This is a genomic window from Brachymonas sp. J145, from assembly GCF_036312245.1.
In the GTDB taxonomy this organism is placed as follows: domain Bacteria; phylum Pseudomonadota; class Gammaproteobacteria; order Burkholderiales; family Burkholderiaceae_C; genus Brachymonas; species Brachymonas wangyanguii.
In genome coordinates this window covers 77,648-95,887 of record NZ_JAZDCI010000009.1, presented here as the reverse complement: position 1 = coordinate 95,887, position 18,240 = coordinate 77,648, and the positions used below count along the sequence as shown (strand labels likewise).

At 64.6% G+C, this 18,240-nt stretch carries 14 protein-coding genes, 2 tRNA genes and 1 pseudogene; 14 read left to right on the top strand and 3 right to left on the bottom strand.

The window, feature by feature from the left end:
• Window positions 1-79: 79 nt before the first annotated feature.
• The 5 genes and pseudogenes from V1261_RS09110 to V1261_RS09090 all read left to right on the top strand — a co-directional run bounded on the left by V1261_RS09110 (window position 80) and on the right by V1261_RS09090 (window position 6,287).
• Complete coding sequence (locus V1261_RS09110) at window positions 80-3,124, top strand: DUF349 domain-containing protein (RefSeq protein WP_329771417.1); 3,045 nt, start codon at window positions 80-82, stop codon at window positions 3,122-3,124.
• 152 nt (window positions 3,125-3,276) lie between these two features.
• Window positions 3,277-3,426, top strand: a pseudogene (locus tag V1261_RS09105) (diheme cytochrome c); the annotation flags it as partial.
• A gap of 11 nt (window positions 3,427-3,437) precedes the next feature.
• Complete coding sequence (locus V1261_RS09100) at window positions 3,438-4,211, top strand: cytochrome b/b6 domain-containing protein (protein ID WP_329771416.1); 774 nt, start codon at window positions 3,438-3,440, stop codon at window positions 4,209-4,211.
• Between the two features lie 17 nt (window positions 4,212-4,228).
• Entirely contained in the window at window positions 4,229-4,894 is a 666-nt protein-coding gene (locus tag V1261_RS09095; protein ID WP_329771415.1) for a response regulator, read from the top strand.
• A 4-nt stretch (window positions 4,895-4,898) separates the two neighbouring features.
• Window positions 4,899-6,287: an ATP-binding protein gene (locus tag V1261_RS09090; RefSeq protein ID WP_329771414.1), complete on the top strand. Its 1,389-nt coding sequence runs from the start codon at window positions 4,899-4,901 to the stop codon at window positions 6,285-6,287.
• A gap of 87 nt (window positions 6,288-6,374) precedes the next feature.
• Here V1261_RS09090 and V1261_RS09085 read toward each other — a convergent pair.
• Window positions 6,375-6,459 (bottom strand) — tRNA-Leu (locus tag V1261_RS09085).
• A 141-nt stretch (window positions 6,460-6,600) separates the two neighbouring features.
• Window positions 6,601-6,685 (bottom strand) — tRNA-Leu (locus V1261_RS09080).
• 21 nt (window positions 6,686-6,706) lie between these two features.
• Between V1261_RS09080 and rnr the strand changes: the two genes are divergently transcribed.
• The gene (gene rnr / locus V1261_RS09075) at window positions 6,707-9,097 is read left to right on the top strand and encodes a ribonuclease R (RefSeq protein WP_329771433.1); all 2,391 of its coding nucleotides are present in this window, start codon (window positions 6,707-6,709) and stop codon (window positions 9,095-9,097) included.
• 18 nt (window positions 9,098-9,115) lie between these two features.
• Here the strand turns inward: rnr and V1261_RS09070 are convergent, their stop codons facing one another.
• On the bottom strand, window positions 9,116-10,708 hold the full coding sequence (locus tag V1261_RS09070) for an NAD(P)H-hydrate dehydratase (RefSeq protein ID WP_329771413.1): 1,593 nt from the start codon (window positions 10,706-10,708) through the stop codon (window positions 9,116-9,118).
• 165 nt (window positions 10,709-10,873) lie between these two features.
• Here V1261_RS09070 and rpsB point away from each other — a divergent pair, with 165 nt between their 5' ends.
• The 8 genes from rpsB to rseP all read left to right on the top strand — a co-directional run bounded on the left by rpsB (window position 10,874) and on the right by rseP (window position 18,232).
• Complete coding sequence (rpsB, locus tag V1261_RS09065) at window positions 10,874-11,623, top strand: 30S ribosomal protein S2 (RefSeq protein ID WP_329771412.1); 750 nt, start codon at window positions 10,874-10,876, stop codon at window positions 11,621-11,623.
• A gap of 103 nt (window positions 11,624-11,726) precedes the next feature.
• Window positions 11,727-12,614 carry a translation elongation factor Ts gene (gene tsf, locus V1261_RS09060; protein WP_329771411.1) on the top strand — a complete coding sequence of 296 codons (888 nt, stop codon included), beginning with the start codon at window positions 11,727-11,729 and terminating at the stop codon, window positions 12,612-12,614.
• Between the two features lie 105 nt (window positions 12,615-12,719).
• On the top strand, window positions 12,720-13,442 hold the full coding sequence (pyrH, locus tag V1261_RS09055) for a UMP kinase (RefSeq protein WP_329771410.1): 723 nt from the start codon (window positions 12,720-12,722) through the stop codon (window positions 13,440-13,442).
• 34 nt (window positions 13,443-13,476) lie between these two features.
• Window positions 13,477-14,037: a ribosome recycling factor gene (gene frr / locus V1261_RS09050; RefSeq protein WP_329771409.1), complete on the top strand. Its 561-nt coding sequence runs from the start codon at window positions 13,477-13,479 to the stop codon at window positions 14,035-14,037.
• Window positions 14,038-14,085: 48 nt separating this feature from the next.
• The gene (uppS, locus tag V1261_RS09045) at window positions 14,086-14,802 is read left to right on the top strand and encodes a polyprenyl diphosphate synthase (RefSeq protein ID WP_329771408.1); all 717 of its coding nucleotides are present in this window, start codon (window positions 14,086-14,088) and stop codon (window positions 14,800-14,802) included.
• 8 nt (window positions 14,803-14,810) lie between these two features.
• Window positions 14,811-15,653: a phosphatidate cytidylyltransferase gene (locus V1261_RS09040; protein ID WP_329771407.1), complete on the top strand. Its 843-nt coding sequence runs from the start codon at window positions 14,811-14,813 to the stop codon at window positions 15,651-15,653.
• 15 nt (window positions 15,654-15,668) lie between these two features.
• Window positions 15,669-16,877 (top strand): 1-deoxy-D-xylulose-5-phosphate reductoisomerase, encoded by a 1,209-nt coding sequence (gene ispC / locus V1261_RS09035; RefSeq protein WP_329771406.1) that lies wholly within the window; start codon window positions 15,669-15,671, stop codon window positions 16,875-16,877.
• Window positions 16,874-18,232 carry an RIP metalloprotease RseP gene (rseP, locus tag V1261_RS09030; RefSeq protein ID WP_329771405.1) on the top strand — a complete coding sequence of 453 codons (1,359 nt, stop codon included), beginning with the start codon at window positions 16,874-16,876 and terminating at the stop codon, window positions 18,230-18,232. Before ispC ends, rseP begins: the two co-directional genes overlap by 4 nt.
• Window positions 18,233-18,240: the final 8 nt, after the last annotated feature.

The window sequence follows — 18,240 nt, the reverse complement described above, 5'->3', positions numbered from 1 at the left end:
GGGCAAAATGCAGGCAAAATAGGCATGTTGCCCGCCTATGGAGGCAGGCACAGCCATTGACTCTAGATTTCATACTGCCATGATCCGTACTCCACGATTTGGCCTGCGCCCGCTGCTGCAGTCCAATGATCCGACCTCCACCGGAGGACAAGAATTTCCCGCTGCATCCGGCAAGGCCGCTGCGCACCCGCTCGATGCCGTGACTGGTGGCGTGTTTTCTGCCGCCACCTCCGGCGAACGCGCCGCGCGCCTGCGCGCCTGGCTCGCCACCGAGCCCGAAGTCGCCGTCATGCAGGAAGTCTTTCGTGATCTGAGCACGCGCGACAAGGGTGCCGCCAAGCCGCTGCGCGAGAAACTGGACGAGATCAAGCGCAGCCGTGGCCAGGAAGCCCTGGCGGCTGAATGGCAGGCGCGTGCCGAGCAGCTGCTGCAGGCGAGTCGCCTGAATATTGCCGATGCCATGGCCTGGCAGCGTGACGCCGCCAAGGCTGGTGCGCCGCTGAGCAAGGAGCCGCTGGCTACCACGCGGACCCAGCTGGCTGAACGCATCAAGGTGATCGAGGATCTGCAGACTCAGGTCCAGATCCAGCGCGAGGCTGCGGTGCTGCTGGCACAACGCATTGAAACCCTGTCCACCAAGAGCTGGAAGGAAGCGGAAGAAGCCGAAACTGGCCTGCAGACCGATGTCGCCGACTGGCGCCAGCAGGCCCAGACGCTGCAGCAGGATGCGAGCTGGCCCAGCGTCGATCCCAAATACGCCGGCCAGCTGGAAAGCGCGGTCGATCAGTTGCAGCTGGTGGTGCAGGCGTTTGAAGACGCGCTGCAACAGGTACGTGCCGCCGCCGCCGACAACAGCGCTGCGCTGCCGTCGGTGCCGGTCTGGGCGGACGAGATTCGCAGCCTGCGCGGTGAAGCGCCCGAAGCTGCCGCCGAGCCGGCCGAAGACCCCGCCGTGGCCGCCGAGCGCCAGCAGGCGCTGGCACAACGCCGCGCCGAAGCCGAAACCGTGGTGACTGCTGCCGTCAAGGCGCTCGAAGCCGAGCTGGTCAGCGGCCACAGCAAGGCCAGCGTAGCCGCTGCCCAGGCCCTGCGTCAGGCGCACAAGGAACACCGCAAGGCGATCAGCCCCGAACTCGAAGGCCAGGTGCATGCCGTGCTGGCTTCCGCCGGTGAACTGGAAGGCTGGCAGCGCTGGCGCGCCGACCAGCTGCGCCAGGAGCTGGTGCAGAAGGCCGAAGCCTTGATCGATCGTCCGGCCGCCGAGCCGGTGGTGGAAGCGGCTGCAGACACGCCTGCTGCTGAAACCGCTGTCGCAGAAGCGCCCGCAGCAGAAACCCCGGCCGCTGAAGCCAGCGCGTCCGAGTCGCCTGCAGCAGAGACGCAGGCTGCCGACGCGGATACGGCACCGGCTGCAGAACCGGCCGCGGTCGAATTGGCGGAAAGCACCGAAGCTGCAGCCGAGCCGGCAGCAGCCCAGGATGAGGGCGCCAAGGCTGCGCCCGCAGAGGCGACCCAGCCTGCTGCCGCCCCCGTGGTGGCCCGCCCCGCACGCCGCCAGTCTGACAAGCAGGCGGCCAAGGGTGAGCGCCCGCTGCCGACCAGCAAACTGAGCCCGCGCAAGCTGCAGGAAACCCTGCGCCAGCTGCGCGAACAGTGGAAACAGACCGACCAGGGCGGCGTGCCCAACCACGCCCTCTGGAAGCGCTTCGACCAGGCCTGCAACGAGGCCTATCGCATCGTTGAAGCCTGGCTCTCCACCATGAAGGAGCATGCGGCCCAGCAGAAGACGCTGCGCCTGACGCTGCTGGAAGACGTCAAGGCCTGGACTGCGCGCCACCAAGAGCAGGTGGATGCCGGACGTGCGGACTGGAAAGCCGTGCACCGCGACCTGCTGGCCTTCTCGCGCCGCTGGCGCGAAGCCGGTCATGTCAGCGAAAAAGTCTTTGCCGAACTGCAGCCGCGCTGGAAGGCCGCCATGGCCGAAGCTGGCGCGCATATCGACGCCGCCCAAAAGGCCAGCATCCAGTTGCGCCACGCCATGATCGACGAGGCCAAGGAGCTGGGCGCCGCCCCTTCGTTGCGCATCGACGCGATCAAGGCGCTGCAGCAACGCTGGCAGCAGGAAGCGCAGACCGTGCCGCTGGAGCGCAAGCACGAACAGAAGCTGTGGGATGCTTTCCGCAAGCCGCTGGACGAAGCCTTCCAGCGCAAGCACGAGCAGCGTGGCCAGCAGCAGGCCGAAATGAACGAGCGCGATCGTGCCGTGTTCGATGCCTCCAAGGCGCTGGAAGCCGCCAACGCGACTGGTGATGCGCAGGCCATCCGTGCAGCCATGCAGGCCCTGAACGATGCCATCCGTGGCCAGCAGGAACAGCAGTCCGCAGATGCTGCCGCAGCAGCCGAGGCGTCGGCCGCCGAAGCGGCACCAGAAACCCCGCTGGAAGAGGGCGCCATGCGTCCGCCGGCTCCTTCTGCGCTGCAACACAAGCCGGCCGTGGCCGTGCGTGGTGATGACCGCCCGCAGCAGCAGCGTCCGGGTGCTACGCGCCAGCGGGACGAGCGCGGCGACCGCCGTGATTCGCGTGAGCGTGGCCGCGACGGCCGCCGTGATGGCCGTTTTGGCGATCGTTTCGGTGATCGCCCCGAGCGCGGCCCACGCGCGCCGCGTCTGGGCGATGCCGCTTTCCGTGCCCAGCGTGATGCCGTCGAACATGCCCAGGCTGCGCTGCGCAAGCTGGCCGAGCAGGCTCATGGCGAAACCCTGACGCAGCTGCTGTCGGCCTGGGAAAAGCGCCAGCCCGATGCGATTCCGGTGGCTTCTGAACTGGGTCGCCGTGTCAGCGGCAGCCAGCGCAATGCCTGGGTTGCTGCACTGGGTCAGGGTGCCGCATCAGGTCGCGAATCCGAAGCGCTGCTGCGCCTGGAAATGGCCGCCGAGGTGCCCACGCCGGCGGACCAGCTGAACGCGCGCCGCGCCCTGCAGCTGCAGCTGCTGACGCGCCGCAACGATCCCAGTCCGCAGGAAACCTGGCACGAAGACGTGGCCAGCGTGCTCGCCGCCCCGCACGATGCCGCCAACGCCAAGCGCCTGCAGCACGCCTTGCGTGCCTTGCTGAAGGGCTGATCGATCTTCTTGTCGACCTCCTGCAACACCCGCTTCGGCGGGTGTTGTCATTTCTGCACGCGGGCACTGTGCCAACCCGCTGTTCAGATTGCGTTCAGGCAGATCTTCCATGATGCCGTCATGGTTGATCACAACAGGACGCACGACATGAACACACACGCTGGTTTGTGCACGAGCATGACGAGATTCCGGCCCAGGTATTCAAGCGCGCCTCGATTGGCAGCGCTGCCAACTGCATCGCCTGCCACAGCGGCGCCGAGCAGGGCTATTTTGATGAAGACAGCGTGCGCATTCCGCGCTGACAGGAACTGACATGGAACAGACTCTCCCCCTGGGCGGCAGCAGTGCCAGCCCGACTTCTCCCGCAACCAGCCGGCGCATCAAGGATGCACCGACGCGCGCCGCCCACGCCTGGATCGCGATCAGCTTTGCGGTGGCCTACATCACGGCCGATGGTGAAGCCTGGCGTCTGGTCCACGTGATCGCCGGCTACAGCATGGTGATTGCACTCGGTTTTCGCCTGCTCTGGGCGGTGTTCGGCCCGCGCTCTGTCGGCTTTTCTGCCTGGACCGCACGCGGCCGGGCCTTGGGTCACTGGTTGGGCGAGCAGCTGCGTCCGGCTGGCTGGAAGGCCTGGATGACGCAGCCGCGTGCAGCGCTGCAACGCACGCTGCAGCAGGGCGTCAGCCTGTCGATCCTGGTGCTGCTGCTGGTACTGCCGCTGATGTTGCTGACCGGCTATCTGGGCTGGAGTGAACTGGCCGGTGAATGGGCCAGCGAGCTGCATGAATCGCTGGGTGAATTCAGTCTGCCGCTGGTGCTGGCACATATCGGCGTCCTGTTCGGCCTGATGGCAGTGCGCCGCCAGAATGTGCTGCAATCGATGTGGAGTGGCCGCGTGGCCGGCAAGGGTCCGGATCTGGTGCCGCACAACCGCAGCTGGCTGGCCATGCTGCTGGGCGCGGTCGTGGTAGTCTTTGCCGTGTGGTACTGGCAGGATGCCAGCCAGCGACTGCCCGATGGTGTCTCGATGCCCTCGCTGTCGCAGCTGGCCAGCCAGGGCGGCCACGACGATGACGACGACTGATACGGAGGTTTCCCGCCATGCGCATCCTGCTGGCTGAAGATGACGAACTGCTGGGGGCCGGCCTGCGCGTCGGCCTGCAGCAGCAGGGCTTCCAGGTCGACTGGGTGCGTGATGGCCAGGCCGCCCTGCGCGAACTGCTGGTGGTCGACTACGAGGCTGCCGTACTGGATCTGGGCATGCCGCGCATGGATGGCATGGACGTGCTGGCCGCCCTGCGCGAGCGTGGCCGCAGCCTACCGGTGCTGGTCCTGACCGCGCGCGATGCCATCCAGTCCCGTGTCGCCGGCCTGGATCTCGGTGCCGATGACTACGTCGTCAAGCCGGTCGACCTGCACGAACTGGCGGCCCGCCTGCGCGCCCTGATCCGCCGCGCCCATGGCCTGCAGCAGACGCTGTTGCAGGCTGGCAATGTACAGCTGGACCCGGTCGGCCATGTGGTCATCCAGGCCGGCCAGCCGGTCGATCTGGCGCAGCGCGAATACGCCGTGCTGCACGCCCTGATGCGCAATCCTGGCCGCATCCTCAGTCGCGAACAGCTCGAGGCCCAGATTTACGCCTGGGGCAGCGAAGTCGCCAGCAACGCCGTCGAGGTGCATGTCTCGCACCTGCGCCGCAAGCTGGGCGCCAGCCTGATCGAGACGGTACGCGGTCTGGGTTACCGCATTGGCCAGGGTACGGAATAAGACCATGGCCCGCAGCAGCGCTTCCTGGTCCCTGACGCGCCGGCTGGTGCTCAGCATCGTGCTGCTGCTGACCGTGGTCTGGTCGCTGGCCATGGCTGGCATCTACTGGCATACGCGCGAACATGTGCACAAGCTGCTCGACATGCACCTGATGCAGACGGCGGTGCTGCTGTCGAACCAGTCGCCCGAAGAGATCGATGATGACGAGCTTGAGCATGTGCAGAAGCGGAGTCGTGAGCGGATCGTGGCTCAGGACGAAGAGAGCGCTGATCTGGATGACGTGCCGACTATCTTCCAGGTCTGGCGCGATGGCGTCCTGATTGCCCATTCGCGCCATGCACCCCAACAGGCACTGGCGGATGGCCATGCCGGTTTTTCCCGCGCCCGGCTGGATGACCGGCGCTGGCGTGTCTACACCGAAGTGGCCGACACGCCCAATGGGCAGGTGCGCGTGATGGTGGCGGAAGACCTGCATCTGCGCGATGACATCGTGCTGGGCAATGTGCGCGGCCTGCTGGTCGGCCTGCTGTTGGCCTTTCCGGCCACCGCGCTGCTGGTCTGGTGGCTGGTGCGCCGTGCCATGCGTCCGTTGCAGCAGGCGGGTGCCGCCATCCGCGAACGCCAGCCCCAGGCACACGCACCGTTGCAACTCGATGATGTGCCGCGTGAAGTACAGCCCCTGATCGATGCGCTCAACCAGCTGTTCGGCCGTATTGGTGAATTGCTGCACAAGGAGCGCCGCTTCACTGCCGATGCCGCGCATGAATTGCGCACCCCGATTGCCGCCATCCGCATGATGGCGCAAGTCGCCCAGGGCGCCGAAGACGTCGAGCAGCGCCAACAGGCGCTGGATGGGGTGGTGCAGGGCTGTGATCGCGCCACACGGCTGGTGGAGCAGCTGCTGCAGCTGGCCCGGCTCGAGGCCGAATCTGATACCGGCACCGAATGGCCGGTCGCCGACCTGATGCCGGCGCTGGACACAATCGTGCAGGAGTTGCAGCAGACCCAGGCCGCCAGCCGTGGCCAGTGCCTGTCCTGGCAGGCCCCCGAACAGCTGCCGGCACGCATGCAGCCGGCGCTGGCTGCCGTGCTGCTGCGCAATCTGCTCGATAACGCCTTGCGCTACAGCCCGGACGGAGCCGAAGTGCGTGTGCTGCTGCAGGCATTGCCCGGGCAGCGGATGTGCTGGATCGTGGAAGACAGCGGTCCCGGCATGGCCGAAGAGGACATGCAGCGCCTGGGCGAACGGTTTTTCCGGGTGTTGGGCACGGGCCGCAGCGGTAGTGGCCTCGGCTGGTCCATCGTGCGTCGTATCGCGGCCCTGTATGGCCTGCGCCTGCAGGTGGATCGCAGTCCGGAACTGGGCGGCTTGTGCGTGCGGCTGCAAGGCTGAAGCGCAGGGTGGCCTTGCCGCTGTCTGCCGGAAAAGTACAGACAACAAAAAACCGCCATGAGGCGGTTATTTGTTGCTTTCGATCGATGGTGCCCAGAAGAGGACTCGAACCTCCACGGAGTTACCCGCTAGTACCTGAAACTAGTGCGTCTACCAATTCCGCCACCTGGGCATCGATTGAAGCTGCTATTGTAGCCACATTTTTTCGTGTTTTGCAAGCTTGCCCCAATTTTTTTATGAGGCTGTGCACCTTGCGGTGACACTTGCTTTCCACGAAACACCGCGCGAAGCGGTATCATGTGTCCTTTGTTGATGGTGCCCAGAAGAGGACTCGAACCTCCACGGAGTTACCCGCTAGTACCTGAAACTAGTGCGTCTACCAATTCCGCCACCTGGGCATCAACGAAGAGGAGCATTGTATCAAGAATTCAAACAAAAAAACAAGCCCGGAAAAAGATTTTTCTGCGGAGTTCGAGGGTGTGGTGCAAGGGCATCGTGACGGGCACGGTTTCGTGATTCCGGACGATGGCCGGCCCGACCTGTTTTTGCCCCCCAACGAGATGCGTGCCGTGCTGCACAAGGATCGGGTCAAGGCGCGTGTCGTGCGGCAGGATCGCCGGGGCCGCCCCGAAGGCAAGGTGCTGGAGATCATCGAGCGCAGTACGCAGCCCATCATTGGGCGCCTGTTGCAGGAGAACGGCATCTGGCTGGTGGCACCGGAAGACCGGCGCTATGGCCAGGACGTGATCATCCCCAAGGACGCCATCGCCCAGGCCAATGCCGGCCAGGTGGTGGTGGTCGAGCTGACCGAGGCGCCGGCGCTGTACGGCCAGCCGGTCGGCCGCATTGCAGAAGTGCTGGGTGAAGTCGATGATCCCGGCATGGAAATCGAGATTGCCGTGCGCAAGTATGGCGTGCCGCACATATTTTCCGATGCCTGCCTGCAGGCCGCCAAGGCGCTGCCGGCCACGGTGCAGCCGGATGACTGGCCGGGTCGTGTCGACCTGACTGACATCCCGCTGGTCACCATCGACGGCGAAGATGCACGCGACTTTGACGATGCCGTCTACTGCGAACCGGCCGTCATCAGCGGCCGTGGCAAGACAGCGCGCCAGGGCTGGCGTCTGCTGGTGGCGATTGCCGACGTCAGCCACTACGTGCGCACTGGCAATGCCATTGATATTGACGCCTACGATCGCGCGACCAGTGTCTATTTCCCGCGCCGCGTGATTCCGATGCTGCCCGAGAAGTTGTCCAACGGCCTGTGCTCGCTGAATCCGGATGTGGATCGCCTGTGCATGGTCTGCGACATGCTGATTACCGATACCGGTGATTTGCATGGCTACCAGTTCTATCCGGCAGTCATGCACAGCCATGCGCGCTTTACCTATACCCAGGTTGCCGACATCCTGTCCAACACGCGTGGCCTGGAAGCGCGCAAGGCGCAGGGTCGTGTCGATGACCTGATGCATCTGCACGGTGTCTTCAAGGCACTGCACAGCTCGCGTGAGCGCCGTGGCGCGCTGGACCTGGATACGGTCGAGACACAGATCGTTTGCGATGAAAGCGGCCGTATCGAGAAGATCATCCCGCGTGTGCGCAACGATGCGCACCGCCTGATCGAGGAATGCATGCTGGCGGCCAACGTCTGTGCGGCGGATTTCCTCACGCACCACAAGCAGGCCGGCCTGTTCCGCGTGCACGAAGGCCCGACGCCCGAGAAGATCGAGATCCTGCGCAATTTCCTGCGCACCATGGGCGTGCCGCTGAGTGTCAGCGACGAGCCGACGACGGAAGAATTTGCCGCCATCGCTGACGCCACCAAGGAGCGTCCGGACGCCGAGCAGATCCACATGATGCTGTTGCGCAGCATGCAGCAGGCGATCTATACGCCAACCAACAGCGGCCACTTTGGCCTGGCCTACGATGGCTACACGCACTTCACCAGTCCGATCCGCCGTTATCCGGACCTGCTGGTGCACCGTGTTATCAAGTCCATCCTGCTGGGGCAGCGCTATGTGCTGCCGGCATTGCCGACGCCGGGCGAAGCGCATGCCAAGCTGAGCAAGCGGCTGGAAAAGACCGCAGCCGCGCGTGGCCGTCCGGTACCGGCACGCAAGTCCAGTGCCGAAATCCAGGCCTGGGAAGCCGCTGGCTTGCACTGCAGTGCCAACGAGCGCCGTGCCGACGAGGCCAGCCGCGATGTCGAGGCCTGGCTCAAGTGCAAGTACATGCGCGATTTCCTCGGCGAGGAGTTTGGCGGCCGCGTCACCACGGTCACCAGCTTTGGCCTGTTCGTCACGCTGGATGCCATGTATGTCGAAGGCCTGGTGCACATCACCGAGCTCGGTAGCGACTATTTCCGCTTTGACGAGGCGCGCCAGGAGCTGCGCGGCGAGCGCACCGGGGTGCGCTTCGCTCTCGGCAGCCGCGTGCAGGTACAGGTGATCCGTGTTGATCTCGATGGCCGCCGCATCGACTTCCGCCTGGTGCGTGCCGGCGAAGAGGCGGTAGCAGCCGGTGCCGCACAAAAGCGTTCCGCCAGCAAGCGGGCCAATGCCGGTAACCCGGGCGAAGCCGAGCAGGCCGATGCCGAAGCCTACGCTGACGACGAAGTGGTCTGGCAGCCGCGCAAGCGCAGCACGCGTGCCACCCGGGACAATCGTTCCGGCGATGCGGCCAGCAAGCGCAAGACCGCCAGGGTGCCGGCAACGGCAGCGCGTCTGGGTGTAAAGACGGTGTCAGCGGTCAAGCCGGCCGCCAAGCCGGCATCGCGCTCGGCACGCAAATCGACTGGCGGCAAGCGCTGATGCCGCAGTAACGGTGGTTCAGCCGGGCAAGCGCTGCAGGGCGCTTGCCAGTTGGCCGGCAGTCAGCGTGCCACGGGCTGCCGGCCACAGGTCGGCGGCACGGCCGTGCGCCTGTACCGCCGCGCAGGCGACGTCAAAAGCCTGTTGCCAGGCGGATTCTGCCGGGTTGCGGGCATGCGCCTGTGCCCAGTACGCGGCGATGGTGCCGGCCAGCACATCGCCAGTCCCCGCTGTCGCCAGGTGCGCATTGCCGGCATGCACGATGACGGGCTCCATGCCAAGGGCAGGCGGCGCAGCCACGACGGTGCCCGATCCTTTCAGGACGACGATGGCCTGCCATCGTTGCGCCAGCTGGCTCGCTGCCTGCAGCCGCTGTTGCTGGATATCAGCTGCCGTGCCACCCAGCAGGCGTGCCGCTTCCAGCGGGTGCGGCGTCAGGATGGTCGGCTGCTGGCGTTGCGCCAGCCATCCGGCTAATGCGGTATCGCTGGCAATGGCATTCAGGGCGTCGGCATCCAGGATCAGGCGGGCAGTGTGCTGCAGCAGTGCGGGCAGGTGTTCCGTAATCGCCTGGCCGCCGCCACAGCCGGCTGCCACGCTGGCGCCAGCCAGTGGCAGGGCATCCAGATCATGGGCGTGCAATAGCGGGCGATGCATGATTTCCGCATCAATCGGGCCGGAATCCCGTGCCGACAAGGAGGCCAGATAGACCCGGCCCGCGCCCGCATGCAGGGCGGCACGCGCCGCCAGTACTGCTGCTCCCTCCATGCCGCTGGCACCACCGACGATGCAGGCATCGCCAAAGCTGCCCTTGTGGCTGGCGTGCGGGGCAGGTATCGCAGCGGAAGCGGCCTCCGGCTGCAGCGAAACGCCTTGCAGCCAGGCGTCTGGCGAACTGGTGTCCTGCGCTTGCAGGGCCGAGGTGCCCAGATCATCCCACCAGACGGTGCCGGCGGCATCGCGACCATGGGCGGTGAACAGGCCGGGCTTCAGGCTCAGCAGGCTCAGCGAGTGGTCGGCCTGGATGCATTGGCGCGCGCTGCCACCTTGCAGCCAGGAGCCGCTGTCGGCATCCAGCCCGGTGGGCAGGTCGATCGCCAGTATCGGTGCCGGCAGCGCGTGCATGGCATCGATACAGGCCTGCATCGCGGCCGAAGGCGCGCGGCTGGCACCGATGCCGAGTAGGGCGTCTATGGCCAGATCGTGGTCTTGCAGACCAGTGGGAATGGCGTTGCTGATGGCTACACCGGCAGCCACGGCATCGGCATGGGCGGCGCGTGCGTCGTCCGGCAGGCGCTCCGGTTCGGCCAGCAGCGTGACCTCGACCTGATGTCCCCAGCCCTGCAGCAGTGCGGCCGCCTGCAGGCCGTCGCCGCCGTTGTTGCCCGGTCCGCAGGCGATCCAGATGCGCTGCGCATGCGGCGCGATGGCGCAGGCGAGCCGGGCGATGGCCAGGCCGGCGCGCTGCATCAGGGTATGTGCTGGCAGCCGCTGCATCCAGGCCCGCTCGATCTGCCGGCTGCCGGTCACGCCATGCAGGGGCAGGCGTCGGGGCAGGGCGCTGGCATGCAGGCGTGTCAATGCAACAGGAGGGGGATTCAGGGTAGGCATGGCTGTTCGGTAAAGCATGGTTGTGCTACAATTTCGCGGCTCTTGCTGATGGCGCTGCCATCCTGCAAGGCTAATCGCAAATCCGCCAATCTAGGTGTTGCCGCAATCCTTTACGGTCTGCTGGCATGCGAGGCGAATTTTAGACCCAACCTCAGGAGAAAAACCATGTCCGTTACCATGCGCGAAATGCTGGAAGCCGGTGTCCACTTCGGTCACCAGACCCGTTTCTGGAACCCCAAGATGGCCCCGTACATCTTCGGCGCCCGCAACAAGATCCACATCGTGAACCTGGAGCAGTCCCTGCCCATGTTCGAAGATGCCATGAAATTCATCCGCCAGCTGGCTGCCAACCGTGGCACCATCCTGCTGGTCGGTACCAAGCGCGCAGCCCGCGACATCATCGCTGAAGAAGCCAAGCGCGCCGGCATCCCCTACGTCAACCAGCGCTGGCTGGGTGGCATGCTGACCAACTTCAAGACGGTCAAGACCTCCATCAAGCGCCTGAAGGACATGCAGGCCCAGCAGGAAGCCGGCCTGGAAAGCATGAGCAAGAAAGAGCAGCTGATGTTCCAGCGCGAAATGGACAAGCTGGAAAAGGACATCGGCGGCATCCAGGACATGACCAGCCTGCCCGACGCCATCGTCATCGTTGACGTTGGCTACCACAAGATTGCCGTGTCCGAAGCCAAGAAGCTGGGTATCCCGCTGGTTGGCGTGGTGGATACCAACCACAATCCGGACGGCATTGATTACGTGATCCCCGGTAACGACGACTCCGCCAAGGCCGTGGCCCTGTACGCCCGTGGCGTGGCTGACGCCGTGCTGGAAGGCCGTGCCAACGCCGTGAACGAGCTGGTGCAGGCCGTGTCCGAAGGCGAAGACGAATTCGTCGAGGTGGACGACGCCCAGGCGTAAGCCAGGCTTTCGCCTGCCCTCAAGGCATAATCCAAGGAAGAGGGGCGATCATGCCCCTTTTTCGTAACTGAAAAATCTTTTCAATCGAATACGGAGAAAGACAATGGCAGCAATTACCGCAAGCATGGTGGCAGAACTGCGTGGCAAGACCGACGCCCCCATGATGGAGTGCAAGAAGGCCCTGACCGAAGCTGGCGGCGACATGGCCAAGGCTGAAGAGATCCTGCGCGTGAAGCTGGGCAGCAAGGCTGGCAAGGCCGCCGCCCGCATCACGGCTGAAGGCGCCGTGGGCAGCACCATCGAAGGTGGCGCCGGCTCCCTGATCGAAGTCAACTGCGAAACCGACTTCGTGACCAAGAACGACAGCTTCCTGGCTCTGGTCAAGGCCGCCGCTGACCTGGTGACCAAGCACAACCCGGCTGACCTGGACGCCTTGGGTGCGCTGCCCTACGAGCAAGACGGCTTCGGCCCGACGCTGGAAGACGTGCGCAAGGGCCTGATCGGCAAGATCGGCGAAAACATGAGCTTCCGCCGCTTCCAGCAGTTCTCCGGTGGCCAGATGGTGTCCTACCTGCACGGTACCCGCATCGGCGTGATGGTCGAGTTCGAAGGTGACGAAGTCGCCGCCAAGGACGTTGCCATGCACGTGGCGGCCATGAAGCCGGTGGCCCTGTCCAGCGCTGACGTGCCGGCCGAGCTGATCGAGAAAGAGCGCAGCGTTGCTGCTGCCAAGGCGGCCGAATCCGGCAAGCCGGCCGAGATCGCGGCCAAGATGGTCGAAGGCTCCGTGCAGAAGTACCTGAAGGAAGTGGCCCTGCTGAGCCAGCCTTTCGTCAAGAACGACAAGCAGACCGTCGAGCAGATGCTGAAGGAAAAGAACACCACCGTGAAGGGTTTCACCCTGTACGTGGTGGGCGAAGGCATCGAGAAGAAGGCCGACGACTTTGCTGCTGAAGTGGCTGCCCAGATGGCTGCTGCCAAGCAGGGCTGATTTTCTGGCCTGCAAGCCACGCATCGGGGTGAAGCCACCCCGGTACGGGGCTTTTTTTTCGTCACCCGACTACCTGATTGTTCCTACCACGCCCTGGAGATTGCCATGACTGCCACCCAACCCGCCATCAAACGTGTCCTGCTCAAGCTGTCCGGTGAGGCCCTGATGGGCGACGATGCCTTCGGCATCAATCGCGAAACCATCAGCCGCATGGCAGACGAAATCGCCGAAGTCGCACGGCTGGGCGTGGAGGTGGCCATCGTCATCGGTGGTGGCAACATTTTCCGTGGCATGGCGGGCGGCGCTGCCGGCATGGACCGTGCCACGGCCGACTACATGGGCATGCTGGCCACGGTGATGAACGCGCTGGCGCTGGCCGACACCATGAACCGCACCGGCATGACCGCGCGCGTCATGTCGGCCATCAATATCGACCAGGTGGTCGAGCCCTATGTGCGTCCCAAGGCGCTGCAGTACCTGGAAGAGGGCAAGGTGGTGGTGTTTGCCGCCGGTACCGGCAACCCCTTCTTCACCACCGATACCGCTGCGGCGCTGCGCGGTGCCGAAATCGGCGCTGAAATCGTGCTCAAGGCGACCAAGGTGGACGGTGTCTACACCGCTGATCCGAAGAAGGACCCGAGCGCCACGCGTTACGACAAGCTGACCTTCGACGAGGCCATTTCGCGCAGCCTGGGCATCATGGATGCCACCGCCTTTGCGCTGTGCCGTGACCAGAAGCTGCCGATCAAGGTGTTCTCCATCTTCAAGCCGGGCGCGCTCAAGCGCGTGGTGATGGGCGAAGACGAAGGCACACTGGTATATATTTGACCTCTTGTCCCAGATACAGATTCCGGAGAACCCCATGTCCGTAGCCGACATCAAGAAAACCATGCAGACCAAGATGGAGCAGTCCATCGAGGCGTTCAAGAACAACCTGACCAAGATCCGCACCGGCCGTGCCAACCCGGCGCTGCTGGACAACGTGCAGGTCGATTACTATGGCTCGATGGTGCCGCTGAGCCAGGTCGCCAACGTGTCCGCGATCGACGCGCGTACCCTGAGCGTGCAGCCCTGGGAAAAGAACATGGGTCCCAAGATCGAGAAGGCGATCCGTGAAAGCGACCTGGGCCTGAACCCGGCATCCATGGGCGACCTGATCCGCGTGCCGATGCCGCCGATGACCGAAGAGCGCCGCAAGGAAATGACCAAGCTGGTACGCCATGAAGGCGAAAACGCCAAGATCGCCGTGCGCAACCTGCGCCGCGATGCCAACGATTCGGTCAAGAAGCTGGTCAAGGACAAGGAAATTTCCGAAGACGACCAGAAGCGTTCCGAAGCGGATATCCAGAAGATCACCGACAAGGAAATCACCACCATCGACCAGTTGGTGACCAGCAAGGAACAGGATATCATGGCCGTTTGAGGCTGTTGGTGCCGCCACGCAAGTGGCCGGCATCCCGAATCCTGAGATATGTCGAAACAAGAATCTGAAGCGTCCGTACCGCATCATGTGGCCATCGTGATGGACGGCAACGGGCGATGGGCGAACAAGCGCTTCATGCCCCGGCTGGTCGGCCACCGCCAAGGCCTGGCGGCACTGCGCCGCTGCGTTGCTGCCTGCCTGGATCGCGGTGTCCAGGTGTTGACGGTGTTTGCCTTTTCCTCCGAAAACTGGAATCGTCCCGAAGACGAGGTCAGTGGCCTGATGAGCCTGATGGGCATGGCACTGACGCGCGAAGTGCCCAAGCTGCACGAGGCGGGTGTCCGCGTCTACCTGGTAGGCGACCGTGACTCGCTCAAGAGCAAGCTGCGAGACGGCCTGACCCAGGCGGAGGAGCTGACGCGCAACAACCAGCGCCTGATCCTGAACGTCTGTTTCAACTACGGTGGTCGCTGGGATATGGCTCAGGCAGCGGCGCGCCTGCAGCAGCAGGGCCTGCCGTTTACCGAAGACAACCTCTCTTCTGCCATGGCCATGAGCCATGTGCCCGATCCGGACCTGATCATCCGCACGGGTGGCGAGTACCGCATCAGCAATTTCCTGCTCTGGCAAGCCGCCTACAGCGAACTCTATTTCAGCGATATCCTCTGGCCCGATTTCGATGCGGCGGCACTGGATGCCGCCATTGAGGATTACACGCTGCGTGAACGCCGCTTTGGCAAGACCTCTGCCCAGGTCAGCGACTAGGACGAGGCATGCTGAAACAGCGCATCATCACCGCCATCATCCTGCTCATCGTCCTGCTGGGAGCACTTTTTGCCCCCGGCCATCAGGCCTTCAGCCTGCTGATGGCGCTGGCGATTGCCTGTGCCGGCTGGGAATGGGCGCGCCTGAGCGGTTTTTCCGGCATGGCCAATATCCTGTGGGCGCTGCTTGCCGTAGCCGGTTGCCTGTTGATGGGCCTGGCCGGCTGGCAGTTGCAGGCAAGTAACGCCTCTACCGCCCTGATCACGCTGGTCAGCCTGTTGTGGCTGCTGAGCACGCCCTGGCTGCTGCGTGCCGGCGTGCCGGTGTGGCAACGCATTCCGCGCTGGCTGCGTATGACGGCCGGCCTGCTGGTGCTGTGGGCGACCTGGCTGGCGATCGTGCAACTGCTGGCACAGCATGGCCCCTGGTACCTGCTGTCGGCCATGGCACTGGTCTGGGTGGCGGATATTGCCGCCTATTTCTGCGGCCGCGCCTTCGGCAAGCGCAAGCTGGCACCTTCGATCAGCCCGGGCAAGAGCTGGGCGGGTGCCATCGGCGGTGCGCTGTTCGTGCAGCTGTTTGCCTTGTCGTGCGCCTGGCTCACTACGCCGGAACAGACGGTCTATGCCGATCTGGCCGCGCGCAGCCATCTCGTCATAATGCTGCTGGCCGTGCTGCTGCTGACCGTGATGAGCGTGACCGGTGATCTGGTCGAGTCCCTGATCAAGCGCAGTGCCGGCTTGAAAGACAGCAGCCAGTTGCTGCCCGGCCATGGAGGCGTATTGGATCGCATCGATGCCTTGCTGCCGGTCATGCCGATCACGCTGGCGCTGCTGCTCTGGCTTTCCTGATTTCTCGAGTTGCGCATGAATGCTTCTTCCTCTTCCCGCCTGCAGGTGACGGTACTGGGCGCCACGGGCTCGATCGGCACCAGTACGCTGGACGTGATCATGCGTCATCCGGAGCTGTACCAGGTGTTTGCGCTGAGTGCGGCGACCCAGGTCGACAAGATGCTGGCGCTGTGCCGCACACACCAGCCGCGCTATGCCGTGATGGCGTCCGAATCGCACGCGCAGACACTGCGCCAGGCCTGCCGTGAAGCTGGCCTGAAGACCGAAGTGCTCGCGGGTGAGCGGGGTCTGGTCGATATATCCTGCCACCCTGAAGTCGATGCCGTGATGGCGGCCATTGTGGGTGCGGCCGGGCTGGCGCCCTGTCTGGCCGCTGCGCGCGCTGGCAAGCGCCTGATGCTGGCCAACAAGGAAGCGCTGGTCGTGGGTGGTCAGGTGTTCCTGGATGCGGTGAAGCAGGGCGGTGCCACGCTGCTGCCGGTCGATAGCGAACATTCCGCCATTTTCCAGTCCTTGCCCGAAGACCCGGCCAGCTGGTCGCAGCGCGTTGACAAGATCATCCTGACGGCATCCGGTGGCCCGTTCCGCACCGCCGATCCGGCCAGCCTGTGCCAGATGACGCCGGAACAGGCCTGCGCCCACCCTAACTGGAGCATGGGACGCAAGATTTCGGTCGATTCCGCCACCATGATGAACAAGGCGCTCGAGGTGATCGAGGCGCACTACCTGTTCGGCATGCCGCCGGAGCGCATGGGCGTGGTGATCCATCCGCAGAGCATCATCCATTCCATGGTGCAGTTCCACGATGCCTCCATCGTGGCGCAAATGGGCACGCCCGACATGCGCGTGCCGATTGCCTATGCGCTGTCCTGGCCGCAGCGCATTGCCAGTGGTGCCGCCACGCTGGATTTTGCCAATCTAAGCGCGATGACCTTCGAGTCGGTCGATGCCCATGGCCACCCGGAGCGCTTCCCGGCCTTGCCGCTGGTCTGGCAGGTGCTGCGCGCCCAGCCCGGCAGCACGGCAGTGCTCAATGCCGCCAACGAAGTGGCGGTGGCCAGTTTCCTGGACGGTCGCATCCGCTTTGACCAGATCCACCAGGTCAATGCCGATACCCTGCAGCAGAGCCATTTTGCCAGCCCGCATTCCCTGGAGGACCTGCTGGAGCTGGATCGCTCGAGCCGCGCGAAGGCACAAGCCCTGGTCGAGGCGCTGCAGCCATGACCACGCTGCTGGCTTTCCTGGTCACGCTGGGAGTGCTGATCACCATCCACGAGTATGGCCACTATCGCGTGGCACGCGCCTGCGGCGTCAAGGTACTCAAGTTTTCTGTCGGTTTCGGCAAGACCATCTGGAGCCGTACCGACAAGCACGGCACTGAATTTGCCGTGTCCTGGCTGCCCCTGGGCGGTTATGTGCGCATGCTGGATGAGCGCGAAGCGCCGGTGCCATACGAGTTGCGCTCGCAAGCCTTCAATACCCAGCCGGTCAGCCGGCGCATGGCGATCGTCGCTGCCGGACCGGCGGCGAACCTGCTGCTGGCAGCGCTGCTCTATGCCGGTATCGCCTGGCATGGCATGCAGGAGTTCAGTCCGGTGATCGCGCAGCCAGGCGCTGGCAGCATTGCCGAACAGGCAGGGCTGCGCAGTGGCCAGGAAATCGTATCGGCACAGGTCGGTGATGCGGCCGAGGCCGAGCCGGTGCTGTCCCTGCAACGCCTGCAATGGACCGTGCTGCAGGCGGCCATGGATGAGCAGGACCTGCGCCTGCAGGTGCGTGAGGCGCAGGACAGCGCGACACGCGAGTTGGTGCTGCCCCTGGCCGAAGCAGGTCTGGGCAAGGCCAACCCGGAAGACTTGCAGCGTATTGGCCTGGGCGCCCCCTGGATGGCGCCGGTCGTGGGTGAGATCGTGCCCGGCAAGGCAGCGGAAAGCGCCGGCCTGCGGCAGGGTGACACCGTGCTGGCGGTAGACGGGGCGCGTATCCTGGACGCCGTGCAGCTGCGCATGCTGATTCGCGCCAATGGCGATGGCCAGCTCCAGCATTGGCAGGTGCGCCGTGACAGCCAGTTGCTGGATCTGGAGCTGACGCCCGAGAGTAGGCAAGAGGGCGAACAGCGCGTTGGCCTGGTCGGTGCCTATCTGGGAACACCGCCGGCCATGACCACGATCCGTCTCGGCCCGCTGGAAGGATTGGCCTATGGCCTGCAGCGCACCTGGGAGGTGTCGTTGTTCAGTCTGCGCATGATGGGCCGCATGATCACCGGCCAGGCTTCCTTGCAGAATATCAGCGGCCCGCTGAGCATTGCCGAATTTGCCGGGCGATCGGCACAAGCCGGCATCACCAGTTTCCTGGGTTTTCTGGCGCTGGTCAGTGTCAGCCTGGGGGTACTCAATTTGTTGCCAGTCCCGATGCTGGATGGCGGACACCTGATGTATTATCTCTGGGAATCTGTCACCGGCAAGCCGGTGTCCGAGGCGTGGGCGATGCGCCTGCAACAACTGGGCATGCTGTTGCTCCTCGGCCTGATGGGCCTGGCCCTGTTCAATGATCTGTCCCGCTGGACTGCCGGAGGCTGAGCCCTGGC

Excerpts from the sequence above, each read along its gene's own strand:
- V1261_RS09110 (WP_329771417.1), top strand. The coding sequence starts at position 80 with ATGATCCGTACTCCACGATTTGGCCTGCGCCCGCTGCTGCAGTCCAAT.
- V1261_RS09100 (WP_329771416.1), top strand. The coding sequence starts at position 3,438 with ATGGAACAGACTCTCCCCCTGGGCGGCAGCAGTGCCAGCCCGACTTCT.
- V1261_RS09095 (WP_329771415.1), top strand. The coding sequence starts at position 4,229 with ATGCGCATCCTGCTGGCTGAAGATGACGAACTGCTGGGGGCCGGCCTG.
- V1261_RS09090 (WP_329771414.1), top strand. The coding sequence starts at position 4,899 with ATGGCCCGCAGCAGCGCTTCCTGGTCCCTGACGCGCCGGCTGGTGCTC.
- V1261_RS09070 (WP_329771413.1), bottom strand. The coding sequence starts at position 10,708 with ATGCCTACCCTGAATCCCCCTCCTGTTGCATTGACACGCCTGCATGCC.
- rpsB (WP_329771412.1), top strand. The coding sequence starts at position 10,874 with ATGTCCGTTACCATGCGCGAAATGCTGGAAGCCGGTGTCCACTTCGGT.
- tsf (WP_329771411.1), top strand. The coding sequence starts at position 11,727 with ATGGCAGCAATTACCGCAAGCATGGTGGCAGAACTGCGTGGCAAGACC.
- pyrH (WP_329771410.1), top strand. The coding sequence starts at position 12,720 with ATGACTGCCACCCAACCCGCCATCAAACGTGTCCTGCTCAAGCTGTCC.
- frr (WP_329771409.1), top strand. The coding sequence starts at position 13,477 with ATGTCCGTAGCCGACATCAAGAAAACCATGCAGACCAAGATGGAGCAG.
- uppS (WP_329771408.1), top strand. The coding sequence starts at position 14,086 with ATGTCGAAACAAGAATCTGAAGCGTCCGTACCGCATCATGTGGCCATC.
- V1261_RS09040 (WP_329771407.1), top strand. The coding sequence starts at position 14,811 with ATGCTGAAACAGCGCATCATCACCGCCATCATCCTGCTCATCGTCCTG.
- ispC (WP_329771406.1), top strand. The coding sequence starts at position 15,669 with ATGAATGCTTCTTCCTCTTCCCGCCTGCAGGTGACGGTACTGGGCGCC.
- rseP (WP_329771405.1), top strand. The coding sequence starts at position 16,874 with ATGACCACGCTGCTGGCTTTCCTGGTCACGCTGGGAGTGCTGATCACC.